Origin of the sequence: Reichenbachiella agarivorans, assembly GCF_025502585.1 — a bacterium.
Classification (GTDB): Bacteria; Bacteroidota; Bacteroidia; order Cytophagales; family Cyclobacteriaceae; genus Reichenbachiella; species Reichenbachiella agarivorans.
Genome location: NZ_CP106679.1, coordinates 3,121,478 through 3,139,972, shown reverse-complemented (window position 1 = coordinate 3,139,972; position 18,495 = coordinate 3,121,478). Strand labels below are relative to the sequence as shown.

The 18,495-nt window shown below is 41.1% G+C and carries 20 protein-coding genes; 4 read left to right on the top strand and 16 right to left on the bottom strand.

Translation table 11 applies throughout. The annotated features are described in order from the left end of the window. Nucleotides 1–135: 135 nt before the first annotated feature. The 12 genes from N6H18_RS13260 to N6H18_RS13205 form a co-directional block, all read right to left on the bottom strand. Nucleotides 136–1,818 carry a pseudouridine synthase gene (locus tag N6H18_RS13260; RefSeq protein ID WP_262308756.1) on the bottom strand — a complete coding sequence of 561 codons (1,683 nt, stop codon included), beginning with the start codon at nt 1,816–1,818 and terminating at the stop codon, nt 136–138. A gap of 84 nt (nt 1,819–1,902) precedes the next feature. Beyond that, the gene (locus tag N6H18_RS13255; protein WP_262308755.1) at nt 1,903–2,889 is read right to left on the bottom strand and encodes an aldo/keto reductase; all 987 of its coding nucleotides are present in this window, start codon (nt 2,887–2,889) and stop codon (nt 1,903–1,905) included. A gap of 317 nt (nt 2,890–3,206) precedes the next feature. Continuing rightward, on the bottom strand, nt 3,207–5,165 hold the full coding sequence (locus N6H18_RS13250) for a GNAT family N-acetyltransferase (RefSeq protein ID WP_262308754.1): 1,959 nt from the start codon (nt 5,163–5,165) through the stop codon (nt 3,207–3,209). A 182-nt stretch (nt 5,166–5,347) separates the two neighbouring features. Further along, complete coding sequence (locus N6H18_RS13245) at nt 5,348–5,719, bottom strand: methylglyoxal synthase (protein WP_262308753.1); 372 nt, start codon at nt 5,717–5,719, stop codon at nt 5,348–5,350. A gap of 79 nt (nt 5,720–5,798) precedes the next feature. Then, a complete protein-coding gene (gene pgi, locus N6H18_RS13240) occupies nt 5,799–7,448 on the bottom strand; it encodes a glucose-6-phosphate isomerase (RefSeq protein ID WP_262308752.1) in 1,650 nt (549 codons plus the stop codon). Between the two features lie 31 nt (nt 7,449–7,479). Continuing rightward, a complete protein-coding gene (locus tag N6H18_RS13235; protein WP_262308751.1) occupies nt 7,480–8,142 on the bottom strand; it encodes an HAD family hydrolase in 663 nt (220 codons plus the stop codon). Then, nucleotides 8,142–8,978: a hypothetical protein gene (locus tag N6H18_RS13230; protein WP_262308750.1), complete on the bottom strand. Its 837-nt coding sequence runs from the start codon at nt 8,976–8,978 to the stop codon at nt 8,142–8,144. Before N6H18_RS13230 ends, N6H18_RS13235 begins: the two co-directional genes overlap by 1 nt. Next, nucleotides 8,978–9,727 (bottom strand): LVIVD repeat-containing protein, encoded by a 750-nt coding sequence (locus N6H18_RS13225; RefSeq protein WP_262308749.1) that lies wholly within the window; start codon nt 9,725–9,727, stop codon nt 8,978–8,980. The genes N6H18_RS13230 and N6H18_RS13225 overlap by 1 nt, the downstream gene beginning before the upstream one ends. Before the next feature lies 1 nt (nt 9,728). After that, nucleotides 9,729–10,304: a hypothetical protein gene (locus tag N6H18_RS13220; protein ID WP_262308748.1), complete on the bottom strand. Its 576-nt coding sequence runs from the start codon at nt 10,302–10,304 to the stop codon at nt 9,729–9,731. Nucleotides 10,305–10,363: 59 nt separating this feature from the next. Then, a complete protein-coding gene (locus N6H18_RS13215) occupies nt 10,364–10,543 on the bottom strand; it encodes a hypothetical protein (RefSeq protein WP_262308747.1) in 180 nt (59 codons plus the stop codon). Between the two features lie 2 nt (nt 10,544–10,545). Then, a complete protein-coding gene (locus tag N6H18_RS13210; RefSeq protein ID WP_262308746.1) occupies nt 10,546–10,992 on the bottom strand; it encodes a nuclear transport factor 2 family protein in 447 nt (148 codons plus the stop codon). Nucleotides 10,993–10,997: 5 nt separating this feature from the next. Further along, nucleotides 10,998–12,344, bottom strand: coding sequence for an NfeD family protein (locus N6H18_RS13205; protein WP_262308745.1), 1,347 nt, complete (start codon nt 12,342–12,344; stop codon nt 10,998–11,000). Nucleotides 12,345–12,434: 90 nt separating this feature from the next. Here N6H18_RS13205 and N6H18_RS13200 point away from each other — a divergent pair, with 90 nt between their 5' ends. The 3 genes from N6H18_RS13200 (at nt 12,435) to N6H18_RS13190 (ending at nt 15,038) form a co-directional block, all read left to right on the top strand. Further along, the gene (locus tag N6H18_RS13200) at nt 12,435–13,208 is read left to right on the top strand and encodes a hypothetical protein (protein WP_262308744.1); all 774 of its coding nucleotides are present in this window, start codon (nt 12,435–12,437) and stop codon (nt 13,206–13,208) included. 73 nt (nt 13,209–13,281) lie between these two features. After that, complete coding sequence (locus N6H18_RS13195) at nt 13,282–14,277, top strand: LysM peptidoglycan-binding domain-containing protein (RefSeq protein WP_262308743.1); 996 nt, start codon at nt 13,282–13,284, stop codon at nt 14,275–14,277. Then, nucleotides 14,274–15,038 (top strand): TIGR02757 family protein, encoded by a 765-nt coding sequence (locus tag N6H18_RS13190; protein WP_262308742.1) that lies wholly within the window; start codon nt 14,274–14,276, stop codon nt 15,036–15,038. The genes N6H18_RS13195 and N6H18_RS13190 overlap by 4 nt, the downstream gene beginning before the upstream one ends. A gap of 70 nt (nt 15,039–15,108) precedes the next feature. Here N6H18_RS13190 and pyrE read toward each other — a convergent pair whose 3' ends face one another. Continuing rightward, entirely contained in the window at nt 15,109–15,759 is a 651-nt protein-coding gene (gene pyrE / locus N6H18_RS13185; protein ID WP_262308741.1) for an orotate phosphoribosyltransferase, read from the bottom strand. An 85-nt stretch (nt 15,760–15,844) separates the two neighbouring features. Between pyrE and N6H18_RS13180 the strand changes: the two genes are divergently transcribed. Then, on the top strand, nt 15,845–16,540 hold the full coding sequence (locus tag N6H18_RS13180; RefSeq protein ID WP_262308740.1) for an NUDIX hydrolase: 696 nt from the start codon (nt 15,845–15,847) through the stop codon (nt 16,538–16,540). Here N6H18_RS13180 and coaD read toward each other — a convergent pair. Genes coaD through N6H18_RS13165 form a run of 3 tightly spaced genes read right to left on the bottom strand, consistent with a single transcriptional unit; the run spans nt 16,528 to nt 18,487 of the window. Then, on the bottom strand, nt 16,528–16,986 hold the full coding sequence (coaD, locus tag N6H18_RS13175; protein WP_262308739.1) for a pantetheine-phosphate adenylyltransferase: 459 nt from the start codon (nt 16,984–16,986) through the stop codon (nt 16,528–16,530). The genes N6H18_RS13180 and coaD overlap by 13 nt on opposite strands. 10 nt (nt 16,987–16,996) lie before the next feature. Then, nucleotides 16,997–17,887: a DUF3822 family protein gene (locus N6H18_RS13170; protein WP_262308738.1), complete on the bottom strand. Its 891-nt coding sequence runs from the start codon at nt 17,885–17,887 to the stop codon at nt 16,997–16,999. Between the two features lie 6 nt (nt 17,888–17,893). Continuing rightward, a complete protein-coding gene (locus N6H18_RS13165; RefSeq protein ID WP_262308737.1) occupies nt 17,894–18,487 on the bottom strand; it encodes a hypothetical protein in 594 nt (197 codons plus the stop codon). Nucleotides 18,488–18,495 lie beyond the last annotated feature (8 nt).

Genomic DNA, 18,495 nt, shown 5'->3' with positions numbered 1-18,495 from the left:
TGAGTAACAAGTTCTACACAGTGAGGAAAAACCTGAACACTGTGGATCAAACCACAAGAAGATCAATGCATTAAATCTGCCTTAAGCATCAAGAATATTGGTTAATTAATTTCGTGGTTGGCTAAAAAAAACAGATCAAAACTCAGCAGGCACCTCAAAACTCATCCGTTGCTGCAAAACGGGATGTATAAACTCCACAGCCTCTGCATGCAAATACAGCCTATCTGATTTCTTACCATAGAGTTCATCCCCGACTATAGGATGATTCAATCCATCAGCATGTGCAGCATGCATCCGGAGTTGATGGGTACGTCCAGTAATAGGATAGAAATGAATCCGCGTTTGGTTATTCTCACGTGAAATCACCTTCCATTTAGTCAAAGCAGGTTTGCCATATTCATAGCACACCAGCTGTCTAGGGCGATCATCCAAATCTACCCTGAGTGGCAAATCAATTGTTCCTTCATCTCCAGTCACCAACCCCTTGAGCAATGCCACATATCTTTTCTTAATCCCATTGGTCAAGAATTGATCTTGTAGTGCCTTGTGTGTATCCTTCGTTTTGGCGATCAGCATCAATCCAGATGTCGCTCTATCCAGACGGTGCACCATCACTGGCCCTGTAGCATGTGGATATCGATTCATCATCCGAGCATACACCGAATCAGCCGTGGACCTACCTGGCACAGAAAGAAAATCAGCTGGCTTGTTGATGACGAGCATCTCCTCATCTTCATAAATGGTCTCGATGGTCTTTTCGGTCGTAGAAACAGATAGAATAGGGCTTTCGTCCATCTCCATCCCTGCCAGCATGTGTGACAATATAGGTTCACACTTCCCTTTGCAACAGGGATAAAAATAACCGTGCTTTCTGATCTCCGAATTGGGAGACTGTCCCCACCAGAACTCCGCCAAAGCCAATGGTTTCATGCCGTGCTTGAATGCATATTGCAGCATCTTAGGAGCAGCACATTCGCCTGCCCCCGAAGGAGGCACTTTGAGCGTGGTGTTTTCAAAAATCGAATGGAGGCTTTTGGATTTTCCCTCTCGATTCAAAAACTGGTATTGATCAAATATCTTTTGCTGCAGCGCACCAGATTTGCTACGGCGCTTTTCTTTGAGCTGCTTGATTTGGGATTCAAACACTTCTAGTTCCTCCTGTCGAGCAGACAACCTGAGTTTCCAATTTCGATTCAGGTCTTTGAGTTCAAAATGACCTTGGACACTTTCTCTTCCTAATTGCCCTAGCAGGGCTTCAAAATCAGCAGGAGACAGCTCTTGTTCACCTTGCTGTCTGCGCATCTTGCGATGAGCCTTGGCTTCCCTGACTTTTTCTCGCAGTGATTCTATCTCTTGAACTGCCAGTTTATTTTCATCCTCCCATCGTTTCCTGCATGCGAGATAGGTTTCGGATTTTTGGATGGTATCAATTTGCTGATTAATGGCCATGATGACTTTTTCCTCCTTGCGGAAAAAACTCTCTTCGAGCAGAATATCAACCACTGGTGGCACAAACTTAGCATGATGATTACTCCCAGCCAACTTCCCAGAAAAGGCAGACAAATACCCTATCTCACCTCTTTGGTTTTGCACCAAGAGCACGCCAAACATCTTCCCAATATTGATGCCCTCGACATGACCTTCTATACCGAACTCATGCGTCCACTCAGTTTGGGTTTGTAGATGTTGCTGCAGTTCCTTTACCGCCAACAAGCACAAAGGATGAGGCTCGTAGTAAAATGGGTAGGTGAAGCGAGCAGGCAATGAATAAGAATCGATTGACTCCTGAAAGTAGGTAAAACATTTTTCTTCCATCATATCCAGTCACTTATCCAACTATTGTCATATCTATGCAAAGCTAACATGCTTTCGGATGTTAGCCTCCATGTATGGTTGTCGTTTTTAGTTCAAGCCCTCGACTGCTTGATCAATGATAGCCAGCTCTTCCTGACTCAAATGAAAAGACATTGCTCGTGCATTTTGTACCGCTTGTTGGGCATTTCGCGCACCTGCTAGGGCAATGGTAATTCCTGGTCGCTCTACTGTCCATCTCAGTACTAGCTGTGACAAAGCGACTCCTTTGGATGCAGCTATTGGTTTGATTTGATCCAACATTTTGTTGGTTTTGATAATAAAGTCCTCTTGAAAATGGGGATGTCCTGCACGGTGATCTCCTTCCTCAAACTTGTATCCAGGTTTGATTTTTCCCGTCAATAGTCCTCTTTCCATAGGACTATATGCCAAGATTGATTTGTGATGCATTATACAATGAGGCACTGTTTCATTCTCAATTTCTCTGTTGACCATACTGAAGGGAACTTGATTAGAAACTAGCTTGACTGCCCTTTCTGCCTCCTGCATTTGTGCTACAGTATAATTACAAACGCCTGCATGGCGTACCTTGCCTTCTTTGATCAATTGTGCCACTGCTTCGAAGGACTCCTCGATCGGGATAGTCTTGTCTGACCAGTGAATCTGATAAAGATCGATGTAATCAGTACCCAACCTCTTCAAACTGTTTTCACACTCCTGAATGATACTATCCTTGCTCGCATAGCGGTAGATATCTATATCCTTGCCTTGGTTATCCTGACTATTGAAGTAAAATTCACCCTGTGCCAGATCCCATCTCAACCCAAATTTGGTCAAAATCTGCACTTTGTCTCTTGGCAAATCCTTGATTGCTTCTCCTACAATCTCTTCACTCGTACCCTGACCATAGATGGGCGCTGTATCTATCGACGTGACCCCCTGATCATACGATGCCCTGATCGCTTCCACTGCCTCAGAGCGCTCAGTTTTGCCCCACATCCATCCTCCAGCTGCCCATGCACCAAAAGTAATAGCTGATACGACTAAGTCGGATTCTCCTAATTTTCTATATTCCATGTTTGATCTTTGTGTTTAGTATCGAAAAGTCCAATATCCGAAGTTATACAATCGATTGGTTTTCAGAAAATCCATACGTCCATTTCCAAAATGGGTTGGTCAAAAGGGATTCGAATCACTTCGAATGCGTAGACATTCAAGATGCCCTAAAATGGAATATTGAATTATCTTGCTTCACTAAATAATCATTGCAAGATTTTCTGATCTGAACGCATTACTCAAAAAGTAGCCCCACCACTGTAGATACGCCTATCAGGAATAAGGCTATCTACAAGTAAACCCATATCCTCCCTTAGATAAAAAGAGAGAAATCACATTTAGCGATCAGAATAAAGCGACATAACAGGGCTTTTGATGTTGCGAGATACTTCGATCCGTGTAAGTATAGAGTGTATCAATCGGTCGTATAACTCATCTCCCATGATCAAATCCTCGCAACCCACATCGATGTTAGGATTGTCGTTGACTTCTATGACGTAGACCTTGCCGTTGACCATTTTGAGATCCACACCGTACAAACCATCCCCCATAAGCGAAGCAGCCTTCAAGGCGGTCTTGATCACCTTTGGAGGCACATCTTTGAGCTCCAAAATCTCCGCATTGCCACCTGTATCGTTTTTATTGACTTCCCAGTTATACACCTGCCAGTGATCTTTGCTCATGTAATATTTGCATGCAAATAAGGGTGACTGATCCAATACGCCAATACGCCAATCATAATCCGAGTATAAAAATTCCTGCGCTACTACGAGATCAGAATTTTTGAACAACAACGCCATTTGGCTGATCAACTCTTCCTTGTTATTGGCTTTGGAAACACCCAAAGAAAAAGCACTATCTGGCTGCTTGAGTACTACTGGAAAATTCATTCCATTGGCATGCTCAGGTTTAAACACACCCTTGACCAAAATCTGTGTCGCTGGTGTCAATACATTGTGCTGCTTCAATTTTTCGTTTTGAAAAATCTTGTTGGAACAACGCAAAATCGACCATGGATCATCGATCACAACCAAACCCTCCGCATAGGCTAGTCTGGACATGAGATAAGTATGATCTTTGGCATTGGTTGTCTCACGAATGAACAAGGCATCAAACTCCGAAATACGATCTATGTCCTCCTTGGTTATAAACTCCACACAAAAGCCATATTTCTCGGCAGATTTCTTAAACGCTCTCAGCGCTTGAGGACCTGATGGCGGAGTGGCCTCCGTAGGGTTGACCAAAATCGCCAAGTCGTACTTGTACTGCTTGGACTTGGTTTTATGGAAGCGCTTGCGCGAAAAGTAATCCTTAGAAAATCGATACAACAACTGAAGTTCTTCCTCAGTCAAACTACTCACCCGCATAGGTGATACTTTTTGTATCAACCATTTATCTGCTTTGGTGAATTTGATCCTAATGATGGGTGATTCAAAAACTTGAAACAGCTGATGTGCCAGTTTCTTGAATCCAGTCTTGTTGGTCTGACCATAGTACACCAACAGATTATATTCTGTCTCTTTGTGTTTAGAAAGCGTTTCTTGGATCACTTCGCCCAATTCGTATGTCACTGATCGGGTGATCTGTGTACTGTTGAAATCTCGAATGGTGGATACACTAGGCATCACTCGATGATCTCTCGCTGAGGCCAATAATGATACGTAGTAGCCTATGCTTTGATAACTATAAGAGTTGCAAAGATTATAAATCCTCGCATTCTTGATATTGTGAAATTCCTGATTGGAAATGTAATTTTTAGCAGATACGATCTTGATTGAATCTATGTCAAACTTGAAATCTGAAGGCTTGTCAACCACGACGATGTTTTCTGTCTCTGTCTTGGTTTTGGCTCCTGGTATTTCAAAAACCATGCGAACGGCACTTTCTCCTTCGCAGTAGTAATTGTCTAGATTTTCGGTGATCACAAAACCTGCGTTTTGATACCACTTGATCAATTTTTCGTTGGTCACACTCGCTTCAAGTGACACTTTGTAATTGCCGTAGGTCAATGCCAAGTTGCAAGCATGTGTCAACAAACTTGTCCCTATGCCCTGACCTTGGTGCGTCTCTTTTACTCCAATAGAAAAAATTCTCAAAGTACGCTTGTGCAAATGCAAAATCAATACTCCAGCTGTCTCTTTGTTTTCATCTTCATACACCCAAACCTCTTGATTGGCACTGGATAGACTCAATCTGAGGGTTCTGAGATTGCTTCGCTGAAATACTGGAAACGAAGATTCCTCAATGGACTGAATCAATGCAAGATCCTTTTCTGTGGCTTTACGAATATGTAACACGAGTGATTTTAATAATGAAAATAATGGAGCAAATGTAATCTAGTTTCCAATCCATGAACCGCACAAAAGGCATTTATTTTAGTTCGTTTTCACGGCAAAAACCCATTTGTCTTTTGTGCACAAAAAAGCGGATGACCTGCTTCACAACACATCATCCGCTTATGTTTTTTACATGCGAGGGATCAAACGCCCTTTTGATACAAACCATCCAAGAGCAACTGTGCTCCTGCAGGATTGGTAGCCAAAGGAATGTTGTGTACATCACACAATCTCATCAGCATCTGGATGTCTGGCTCATGGGCGTGCTTGCCCAGTGGGTCACGAAAGAAAAGCACAACATCCAACTTCTTCTCTGCGACCAAAGTTGCAATCTGTGCATCACCTCCTACTGGTCCTGATAGATATTTAGTCACGACCAATCCACCTCTTTCGGCATGACTACCTGTAGTCCCTGTAGCACAAATCTCCGCTCCTTCTAGCTTCTCTTTGTTCTCCAATAGAAAACCAACCATTTCAGCTTTCTTTCCATCATGTGCTATTACTGCTATCTTCATATTACAATTTCATTTTGAAAATTTCCCTTGAACATCAACTCATGATGAGGTTCAAGGGACAATTAATAGATATTCTTACTTATCTCCAAGCTTTCCACTGATTGATCAACCCGTTGGTAGAGGCATCATGTGACGCGACTTTCTCATCGCCTTTGAGCTCTGGCAAAATTTGACCCGCCAATTGCTTGCCTAACTCCACGCCCCACTGATCAAAACTGAATACGTTCCAAATCACTCCTTGGACGAATATCTTGTGTTCGTACATGGCGATCAAAGCACCCAAGTTGAATGGTGTGATTTTCTTAATCAAAATAGAGTTGGTCGGCTGATTGCCTTCAAATACCTTGAATGGCAACAATGCTTCAATTTCCTCTTCTTCTTTGCCCTCTTTGAGCAATTCGTTGATGACTTGGTCTTCGATTTTTCCTTTCATCAAAGCCTCCGTCTGTGCAAAAAAGTTAGCCAACAACTTAGGATGATGATCTCCCATTGGGTTTTGGCTTTGAGCTGCTGCAATGAAGTCCGATGCGATCAACTTGGTACCTTGGTGTATCAATTGGTAAAATGCGTGCTGACCATTGGTACCGGGCTCTCCCCAGATCACTGGGCCTGTTTGGATTGCGATTGGCTCTCCATTTCTATCTACAAACTTACCGTTGCTTTCCATGTCTCCTTGCTGCAAGTAACTTGCAAAACGGTGCATATACTGATCGTATGGTAGAATCGCATGTGATTCCGCACCAAAGAAATTGTTGTACCAAATCCCCAACAAAGCCATGATCACAGGCAAATTCTTATCAAATGGAGTTTCCCTGAAATGAAGATCCATTGCTTCTGCACCATTTAGAAGTTCTTTGAAGTTTTTGAATCCAACTGTCAAAGCAATAGACGCCCCGATCGATGACCATAGAGAGTATCTACCTCCTACCCAATCCCAAAACTCAAACATGTTTTTGGAATCAATACCAAACGCTTCTACAGATGCTTTGTTAGTAGACAATGCGATAAAATGCTTCGCAATTTCCGCTTCATTTTTAGCATGTCCCAAGAACCAATCCTTGGCAGACTGCGCATTGGTCATCGTTTCTTGTGTCGTAAATGTCTTAGAAGCCACGATAAAGATAGTTTCTTCTGGATTTACTTGCTTGAGTACTTGATGCAGGTGAGATCCATCCACATTGGATACGAAATAGGCTTTGATACCTTCTACGCTGTATGGTTTCAATGCCTCTGTCACCATATATGGGCCCAAATCAGAACCACCAATCCCAATGTTGACGATGGTGTTTAATTTCTTCCCAGAATAACCTTTGAGCTCCCCAGCATGAAATTTATTAGCGAAAGATTCTACTTTCTTCAACTCAGTTTGGATCAGAGGTCTGATGTCTTGACCATCCACTTTCAACGGCTCAGTACTGTTGCTTCTCAAAGCGGTGTGCAATACTGCTCTGTCTTCTGTTTCGTTGATTTTTTCTCCTGTAAACATCGCCTCGATTGCGTCTTTCAGTTCGCATTCTTTGGCCAGCTTCATCAGCAGCGACATGGATTCATCGTTGATGATATTTTTTGAGTAATCCACCAGAAACTCCTTCCATTGGATCGAAAACTTTGAGAAGCGCTCTGGGTCATTTTTGAACATATCGATGATCGGTTCACCAGATATTTTTTCATAGTGCTCTTCTAGTTCAGACCATGAATCGGTTAGCGCAGGATTTACTTTTGGAAACATATTCGTATTCAAGTTTATTTATTAATCAATCTTAGTTGACGAGAGCAATGATCTCGCTCAATGAATGTACTACAGCATCTGCTAATTGTAAATCCTGATTGCCCGAATGGGGATTTTGATACCCGACAGATGACATACCTGCAGCACGAGCTGCGAGAATACCATTTCTCGAATCTTCAATCACCAAACAGTCCGTTGGGTTTACACCAAGTTTTTTGGCTGCTAGCAAAAAAATATCAGGATTGGGTTTTGCCTGTTTGACCTCATCGCTACTTACATGCCCTTCAAAATAGTGAGAGAGGGCAAATTTATCTAAAACTAAATGAATATTGTAAGCAGTAGCTGAAGAAGCTACGATCATTTTTTTGTTAAGGGATTGAAAATAGTCCAGTAGAGGTATAAGCCCCGAGATTGGCTGCATCTCACTATGTTTGATCAACTCAAGGTATTGATTATCGGATTGTGCAGTGAGGGCTGATACAGGTTCGGCAAGATCGAATGTCGTAATAAAATCTGCCCACATCTCAGAAGTCTTCCTACCTACATACTGATTTTGTAATTCAACGCTTACTACATGCCCACGATCCTTCAACATGGCGGCAATGACAGTACGACATATAGGCTCACTGTCAATGATAACACCATCCATATCAAAAAGTATTGCCTCAAATGGCTCAGAAAGCTTTCGCTTCATCAATTAAATACCTTCAATCCAATTTTCAAATCCAATGAAACTGGCAAGGGATACTTGTCAATGTCTTTGACGAAGCCTTCGTTCGTCACTACTTCACCTATTAGATTATCAAATTCAGGACTCACTTCTTTGTAAACCCGTCTAAAATTGACCCCCACTTCTAAGAATAATTTCTCTTGAGCAAAAGTCACTCTGTAACCTATCATGAGATAATAAGTATTGACAATGGATTGATAATCTTGCTTTACATTTCTATAATATTTTTGACTTTGATTCATTTTTACCACATAACTCGTAGTATATCTTGAGTTAAGGTAGGAATAACCCAAACCAAAAAACGGTTGATGGCGACCTGGAACAACATAGTATTTAAATTCTCCAAATAGTGAATATCCTTGGTGCTGCTCTATTCCCTTCTCAGCATTATCCATTCCTAAAATATCAAAGAACATCCCAATATGTGGTGCAAAGGTGTTTTGATTGTCGCGCATATATCTTGTCCACACTTCAGATTGCAATACAGGACCACCCCCTATTTCTACTCCTAATTGCTCATTAAACACGACATTGCCAGACATCATGAATGTATTATAGTTGCCAAAAAGAGAGAACAGGTTCACTGCCATCCCTACAGAGACACCATGGATTGGATCTGACGCAGTTAGTATAGTATTGGCCTGCTCTGGGTTCGAGGCTTCTTGTTTTACAGAGGTTTCCTGCATAGGAGCTTCCTTTATTGGGACTTCCTTAGTGGGTTGATTCTCTTGTGCGGCAACCATGCGTACCATCATTGAAAAAAACAATACTGCAAGAGTGGGTTTGATGTAGTAATTCATTAGTAGTTGATTTGGCTTAACACTGAGAAACTAGCATCTGCATTTACCGCGATTTGAGTGATGCCTGACTCAGTTCTGATGATTATATTTTGGCCATCTCTGATAAAATCTAAAGCTTTGATATCGCTATAAGCGCCTACTTCGATAGCGTTGCTCACATCTGAAATATCGAAGACTTTCATTCCATTGCTTCCTTGAGCAAGGAACAAATAGTCATCGAATAGCACTAAACCATAAGGTGATGCCACTTCATAAGACTTAACCAACACTGGGTTATCTAGATTTGACATGTCCACTACATCCAATACATTGGTCCCTCCGCCACAACCAGCATTGCTGCGCAAGGTTGTATAAGCATACTGACCATCAGAGACCACAGGATCACACCCTGTAAAATGATTGTAAGAAGATAGGTAGCTTGGTAGATTAGGATCGCTGATATCATAAAACAACACACCAGTGGTGGTACCCAAATACAAAACATCTCCCAGACGAAAAATAGTTTCCACTTCACGGTTGATATCTACTTGAGCCTTCACTTGCATATTTTCGAAATCAGTAATATCAAACACTGATAATGAGTTCTCTTCAATCACATACAGGTGTGTCTGGTCGATGTAAAACTTGGCTATCGATCCACTCGTGGACACATCTTGGTCATCAAACTCAAAGCCAATGTCGCCATCCTCACAAGAAACCATCACTACAGATAGCATTGACAATACGATATATTTTAGTAGGTTCTTCATATCAAAAATAGCATTGAGGATTGTTCAAAATAACCTTCTTCCAACCGACAACTGCGCCTTTTTCATCTTCAACACAGTCGAAATAGTAGCCTGACTTAGGAGGTACAATAGTCAAATCAAACTCTCTGTTTCGTCTCTTCCCATATTGAAACACATTTTCCAATCGTCTCACATCTATACTACCATCCTGCTCGATAGACATGGCTAAAAGATGTGGACCTGAATCGGCATAAATTACGTTGCCCTTGGCTGCAATATTTTCATTCGAGGGAATGCTGAAAAAACCTATCTTCACTGGGCTGGCAGGGTTGGTATTGTTGAGTACATGAAACCCACCAGCCAACTCTGAGATGAATAGAAAATTCTGATACTTGATTACATTTCGAGGTGCCACATAATCTATGGGATCAGTTAAATCAATTTCTAACTGCTCTACATCATAAATGGGCTGATATCCCTCTATTTGCTCTACATCAAAAGTTGGGGGATCAAATTCTTCTGCACAAGCTATAAAAAACAGGCTAAGCAGACTACAGTAAAAAACTTGACCCCTAATTCTAGTAAAACTTTGTTTCATAATTTATAAGGTTGATTATATAAAGTTAGCTATTCTAAGTCCTTAATTACTCACTACTTCTAGTGATTCTTCATCCTTTTCATGTACCAGTTTACACCAAAGGCAGCCAACCAAATTACCAAAGCCAAGCCAGTGTACTCCAACTGCTGAGTTGTCGAGCGTAAGCCCACATAAAACGCCCATATCGCCCCTGAAAACAAAACCCAATACAGCACCATCAACACTGTTTTCTTATTCATCCTTACTTCTCTTTTAATATTTTCAAATAGTCTTGAATATCGTCGTTAGATACCAATACTGCCAAATTGTATTGTTTCAACTTCCATCCTTCCTCTGTCAGTACCAACACACCAGAGCCACGACAAGACCCCATCCATGTAGACAATACTTCTTCAAACCAAGCCGTCTTCTTGTCTTCAGTAAGAAAAATCTTGCGTCTCTCTACAGTAAAATCCCAAGTCTTTTTCTGATCAAAATAGGGTTTACAAAAACCATAAAACTCATCCTTTGTCCAAACCTCAAATTGATCTGTTCCCAAATAATACCCATCGTCTGCCATGAATTCAAAATAGGCCTCTAGATCAGCATGGGCTGCCGCCAAATGCCACTTATTGAGTAACTGCCCGATTTCCTTCTCTTGGCCATAAGAACGTATCGTCAAGATGAACAACAGTGATACTAAAAACATCCTTTTCATACAACTGCTTTTACTTTTAAGTAATTACCCTCCTCTCCTATCACCACTATTTTGGCGTCCTTGTCAATGTATTCTCCACGACTAGATGCGTCTTGCAAGGTATCATCGATCATGACCTTTCCACTGGGTCTCAAAATCGTATAAGCCACCCCTTCCTTCCCAATCAATGATTCCTTCTTAAAATTAGCCGAATACCCTTGCTTAGAATCCAAAACAGTTTGCAACGCGATCCGCTTAAACGCACGCGATTCTGTAAATTTTGCTCCTCCAACAAACATCAGTACCACTGCACCTAGTACAGCCACAAAAGTCGTCAATGATGCTGTAGCAATCTCTCCATCTGGTACAAATGAAAAGTCAAAGAAATCGTTGTTGATCATCATCAGTACCAAAGAACCAGCCGACAAGATAATTCCAGAGACTCCTGCTACACCAAATCCTGGAATCACAAAAATCTCTAACCCAATCAGTATTACCCCCACAAAAAAGATCAAGATCTCCCAGTACTCCGCCAGACCATTCATGTAGTAGGGTACAAAATAAAGGATCAGGGCCAGCAGAGCTGCCAGCAAAGGAAACCCAACTCCAGGAGTTTGCAGTTCAAAATAGATCCCTCCCAATATCACCAAAATGAGGATTCCACTCACAAAAGGATTGATGAAGATCGCTATAATCTTGTCAGCAGTACTCAATTCAAACTCATGCACTTCATAATCACTCACACCTGATCTTTTCATGATCTCATCGATGTTTTTGACTTGTGCTTCACAGAACCCATATTTGATCGCTTCGGTCGTAGAGAAAGTAATCACCTTACCATTGGTAGAGATGCTATCTACCTCGATGGTTTGATCCACCATCGCTTCTGCGATCAATGGATTTCGACCTGTTGCCTCGGCGGTTGAGCGCATAATGGAGCGCATATAAGATTGGTACTTATCTGGAGCTGCACTACCATCTTGGGTCACTACAGTTGCCGCCCCAATAGACGCACCTGCAGCCATATAGATGCTATCACAAGCGATCGAGATCAAAGCTCCAGCAGATGCTGCATCCTTGTTGATATACACGTAGATCGGTTTTTCGAATTCCAAAACTCGGGTACGTATGTCATCGGCATCCGTCAATGCCCCTCCATATGTATCCATTTCGATGACTACATAGTCAGCATTGAGCTCGTTCGCTTTGTCCAGCGCCAGTTCTGTATAGCGATTGGTTCGTGGGTCGATTTCAGATTGTAGTTTGATCAAAAAAACCAAAGTACTGTCCGATTGCCCGTAACTTTGTAAAGCAGAAAAGAGTAAGCATCCCCATAGGATAAAGTAGATAGGCCGAAGTTTCATTTCAAGTAATTTTTGATTTTGAATCTGTGTTTTGGCAATAATATTCATTTATCCCCTAATTTGTGACTTTAATTTAATTCGGAGAATATTTTGTCCTCAGCTACGAACCTCACACCCCTCGAACTAGAACTTCCTGGCCCTATTCTCTACCTCCAACCTGATGCGGAGGGTCGACAATTGCTGATTGAGTTTTTACACCATGATTTGCCTGCTTTTTACCTCATAGATCTTGATCAAAAAGAAATCACTAACGAGCTCACGGTCACAACTGAATACAAAAACATTGTACTCAAAGATTTTGGGGAGGATTATGTATTGACGCAGCGTTTCTCTGACCAAAACAACCCCAACTCGGTAGAGATATTTTGTTTTAGATGGGGTGCAGCAGAACCATATATAACACTGACCCATTCACAAATATTGGATCACGGAGACCACTGGATCAAAGTTCCTCATTCGATGTTTGTAGGTAAGACCGTGACGATTGATTTGAATACTGGTGCCAGTACAGAAAATGAATATGAGCCAATCCCACCATCCTCAGATGTACGCTACCCAATTGCCTATTCCAATGAGACACCGTACTTTTCATGGTTTGAGAAGCTACTCAAACGGCTGGGTCATACGCCTGTCAAGTCTTGTGAATACCTGAAACAAGGCAATACGATACTGATATCATACTATGTGATTGAAAATCAAAAGGTATCCAATCATTTGGTGATTTTGGATTCAAAAGGCGAGGTATTGGACAGGTATTTGCTAGCCGAAGGACTGAAAGGAATTGGCAAATACACCTTTTTCATTTGCCACAATCATTTGATTTTTATTACAGGAAAACAAACACTGAATGTCATTGAATTATAAAACACTTCTCTTTACGATACTTTTCATTTCTATGGTCTTACTAGGTTATAGCAGTTCGCTAGATAGTTTGAGGATGGAAAAAATCAAAGGAAAAAAATTCATCATTCACAGAGTAGAGCCCAAAGAAACCCTCTACTCAATCTCCAAACGATATGACGTAGAAATATCCGAAATAGAAAAGTACAATCCATCCATCATCACTGGTCTCAAGATGTACGATGAATTAACCATCCCCTATACCAAGAAGAAAAAAGATAGCACGGACACAGACTTGTCTGAAAGCAAGACTTCAGCGCCTCAACCCTCAAATCAGTCAAGTACTCATATTGTCAAGACAGGTGAAACACTCTTCGCTATTTCTAGAAACTACCAAATCCCGATTGATTCAATTATTCGATACAACCATCTCACCTCCAACAACATTGGCATTGGTGATACCTTATTGCTGAAACCCGAAAAATCAATCAAACCCGTTCCAAAAACAGCAGAAGTCAATACACTTCCTCTCAATACGGCGACTTACCACATCGTACAACCACAAGAGACCATGTTTGGTATTTCCAAGCAATATGGAGTCACACTAGATGAATTAACGACATGGAACCAGCTTCAATCTTACAATCTCAGTATTGGGCAAAAACTCATCGTGGCAAGTGGTGTACCACGGGAAGAAAAAGCTGAAACCAAGGACCCTCTCCTTATTCCCAAGAAAAAGAAATTTGCGCTTGACACGATCTATGTCAAGACGGACAATTCAGATATCAAAACCAAATCTAGTGTCAACGAGGCTGGGAAAACAGAGATCAAACAAGAGGGATTCGTGATGGAGATAGAAGACACAGATCATACCTCCAAATACCTCGCCTTACACAAACAAGCTGCTGTAGGCACCTTGATCCTCGTACAAAATCAAATGAATGGCAAAAAAGTATATGTACGTGTAGTGGGGGCATTGCCAGAAACAGGGTTGAATAAAAATGTGATGATGCGCATCTCTCATGCTGCCTTTGTTGGTTTGGGAGGAATAGATTCCAAGATCCCTGTGCTCACGCAATACACCAAAGAATGATCACCGATAGACTCAAAGATTTCTTAGATCAGAAAGTAGAGCTATACAATCAGCCTAATTTCATTCCAGAAGACCCCATCTGTATTCCTCATGCTTTTAGAAAAAAACAGGACATTGAGATTGCTGGTCTTTTTGCGGCCACTTTGGCTTGGGGACTGAGGAAAACGATCATCAACAAGTGCAAAGAACTGTTAGCCACCATGGACAATGCTCCTCATGATTTTGTGCTAAACCATACCGACTCAGATCTCAAAGCACTTACTGCATTCAAGCACCGCACGTTCAATGCCACCGACACCCTCTATTTCATTGCCTATCTCAAACACCACTACACCCAACATGATTCATTGGAAGAGGCGTTCATTTCTTCTTTGCCCAATGATACATACACCAATCTCAAACACTACCATGATCGATTTTTCAGCTTAGAATATGCACCAGACCGAACAAAGAAGCATGTTTCAACACCTGCACGCAAATCTGCATGCAAAAGACTCAACATGTATTTGCGATGGATGGTGAGGCAAGACGATCAGGGTGTAGATTTCGGCATTTGGAAGAACCTATCTCCTGCGAGTCTGATCTGTCCACTGGATGTACATGTACAGCGAACCGCGATCAAACTAAATCTGCTACAACGCGAACAAAGTGATTGGCAAACTGCCTCTGAATTGACCCAGCAACTACGACAATTAGACCCATATGACCCAGTCAAATATGACTTTGCCCTATTTGGTTTAGGTGTGATCGAGAAGTTTTAGAAAAGCTGCTTGACACACTCCGTGTGAAGAAAAGTACAAAAATGGATTTGTAACCGATCAATCAATCCAATCATACTTTCCAGCTGGCTGGATCATCTTTCCATGCAGACAGAGATGACAACACCTCCTTCTCTATATACTTCTCATGGATAGCAATATCCAATAGCACATCATAACCTGACAAAGTAAAATAATCTACCTCAGCAGCTTCGAAATTTTTGTCAGCATCTGGAAAGCCATAAGAAAAGATCGCCGCAAGTCCCAACACCTTCATGTCTACCTCTCTGAGTGCCTCTATGGCTCTGATAGAGCTCCCTCCCGTTGAGATCAAATCTTCGATTACCACGACATTCTTTCCAGGTTGAATTTGGCCTTCTATTCTATTGGTCATACCATGAGATTTGGCCTTGTCTCTCACATAGATAAATGGCAAATTCATCGCTTCGGCAATAATAGCTCCTTGCGGAATACCCGCAGTAGCCACTCCTGCAATCACCTCGGCATCAGGGTATCTCAATTTGATATCTTGTACAAAGGCATTCTTAATCATGGTCCTCAAATCTGGATAAGACAAGGTGAGTCTGTTGTCGCAATAAATAGGCGAATTCCATCCAGAGCTCCATTTGAATGGCTCGTTTGGGCTCAGTTTGATGGCCTTGATTCTCAAAAGTTCCGATGCGATGCGCGATCGGAGTGCGATGTTGGATCCTTGGTTACTCATGCTGCGAAAATAGCAATATTTTAAACCATTCTGTTACATATATACTTGAGACTTTTCTATTATTGCGCAATGAGCTTATTCAAACATGAAGATCTATATTAACGACATTCCAGTAAGGATACGAGATAGCAGACGCAAAGACGAGAAGGAATACGATCTTCGTTTGGACGACACAGACATTCTGATTCCATTGGCAAAACTCAAAGGTCACGTTTTGATAGAAAACAAGACCTTCATGGCCATCGATAAGTTGCTCAAAATCATGACGAACAAGAAACACCACAAAATTAAAAGTGTGGAAATCGTAGTGAAAAGCAAGCTCAAAGCAAAAGAATACCTCATCTCACATTTTAACCTGATCGAAGCTGCTGGCGGGCTGGTCGAAAAGGAAGATAAAGTAATGATGATTCTTCGTCATGATCTTTGGGATATCCCCAAAGGAAAAATGGAGAAAAAAGAAAAACCAAAAGACTGTGCTGTCAGAGAGGTGGAAGAAGAGACAGGTGCCAAAGTACAAATCATCAGCAAAATTGGTTCGACGTGGCACACCTACCTCATGAACCATAAATACGTCATCAAAAAGACTCACTGGTACCGAATGACCTGCAAAGACGACAGCAATATCAAACCTCAAAAATCTGAAAATATTGATGAAGTAGTTTGGATGGGCACATCAGAAGTAGACATCGCCATGTATCACTCCTACAAGACCATCAAAGAAGTCATCAAAAAACACCGTGAAATGATAATAGGAGAAGAAGTGAAAAATCAGATCGCGTAAGGCACGAAAGCACTGATATCACCGTCATATTTGTGCACTTCTCTAATGATGGTAGAACTGATGTGAGCAAACTCTGGAGATGTAATCAGAAAAACAGTTTCTAATTCCGTATTCAGATATCTATTGACCTGAGAGATACTATTTTCATATTCAAAATCAGTTGTATTCCTCAATCCTCTCAAAAGATAATTAGCAGACACCTTTTTTGCCAAGACAGCAGTTAGTTCATTGTACGTGATGACACTTATCTTGTCGTTGTCTGCAAATATTCCTTCGATCTTTTCAATCATATATTCAATATCGAAATACCGCTTTTTCTGGGAGTTGTGCCCAATCGCAATGATGATTTCATCAAACATCCCATCAGCCCTCAAAACAATATCAAGATGTCCTTTGGTGAAAGGGTCAAAAGAACCTGGAAATAGCGCTATTTTTTTAGCAGACATAATCTATGCTTTAATCGCAAAGATGCATGCTGAACAAATCGATAAGATGATGATCAGGAATCTCATCAAACATGTAATTGAATTTCAAGAAAGAAGGTTTGTTGCCCAAAGTAATGTTGCGAATATATTTGCGCAACAATTGCAGCGCCTCACCTTTCTCAGACAAACTACCCCAAAACACTACTGGTTGAGTACGTTGATCTAATCCAAACTCCTTGAACACCAACATTACATACTTCAACATCTCTTGACTTGATTTAATAGAGAATTGATTGTAATAATGTAATTGATTGTTGTGAGAGACAAACACATGGAGCACATTTCGATCCAAGATGCAAAACACTCCCTTGCCCTCACCCTGTACCTTTTGACGCAAAACTGCTTCTATCAAAGCACTACCTTGATGCATGATGATGATATCCTTAGAAGGATACAAAGACTTCACCCAATTGATCAATCGCTTGTCTGCTGCAAAAGCATTGACGACATTGGATGACTTGTGCTGGTAGTAATATTCACCTTCTACATTAGGATTGACCACACAGTTGAGTTTCAAATATTCACTGATAGAGTCTGGAATAAAATGAGAAGAGGGTACCAACGAAAACTTATGGCTTTTCAATGAAAGCTTGACTGAATCCCAAAAACCAGCTGTCAGCAAATGATGATTCTCAAAAAGAGCATTCAGAGCCTGCAAACGAGAGTTCACAGTTTTGATTTCTAGCAACAAGAAATCCTCCACCAAGAGACAAGAATCATCCCTGGTGTCGGTTACGCATATTTGAATATCGCGCAGACCGATTTGCAATAAAAGACAATAGTCGTGTAGTCTATCTACATCAAACCTACTGTCTTTTATCCTTGATACTAATTTGTATGAGGTGGATTTTGTTGTCTCCAAAGTTGCTTACTCCCAGTTTCCTGCGGTTGTTACGTTAGTTCTAGAACCAAATCTAAGTGGCTTCTTAGTACGTGATTCGTTTTTCTCGTTACGCATAGGATTGACAGGGTCAGTATCCCATACTTCAACCACGTCAATTTTCACACCACTTTTATCAATTTCATCAGCCCACATGCCAAACTCAGCATTTTTGGTAGAACCAGGGACTTTTGAAAGATCTTCAGTTTTAAAATTAGGATATCTTTTAGGTGAAAAAATAGAATCTTTAACCAAAATAGTACCTAATGTATCAATTTCGATATATACACTGTCAGCACCATAATCCATGGTCATGATATGTTCTATCTTATCGACAAGATAAAATTGACCTGAATCAACAAAGGCTTTCAATTTACCCCAATCACTGGTGTATTTACCATTTACAGATTGGTAGGCGATTTGAGCCTCTCTAATCATTGACAATTTATCGATCACTCTTTTTTCCATCGTTTCGATTCTATTGGCGTCATTTATAGACTTATAAATCCTACTTCCTAAGAAATACGCAAGTCCTAAGGACACAAAAAGAAATACAATAGCGATGATTCTAGTTTTATCCATCCGAAATT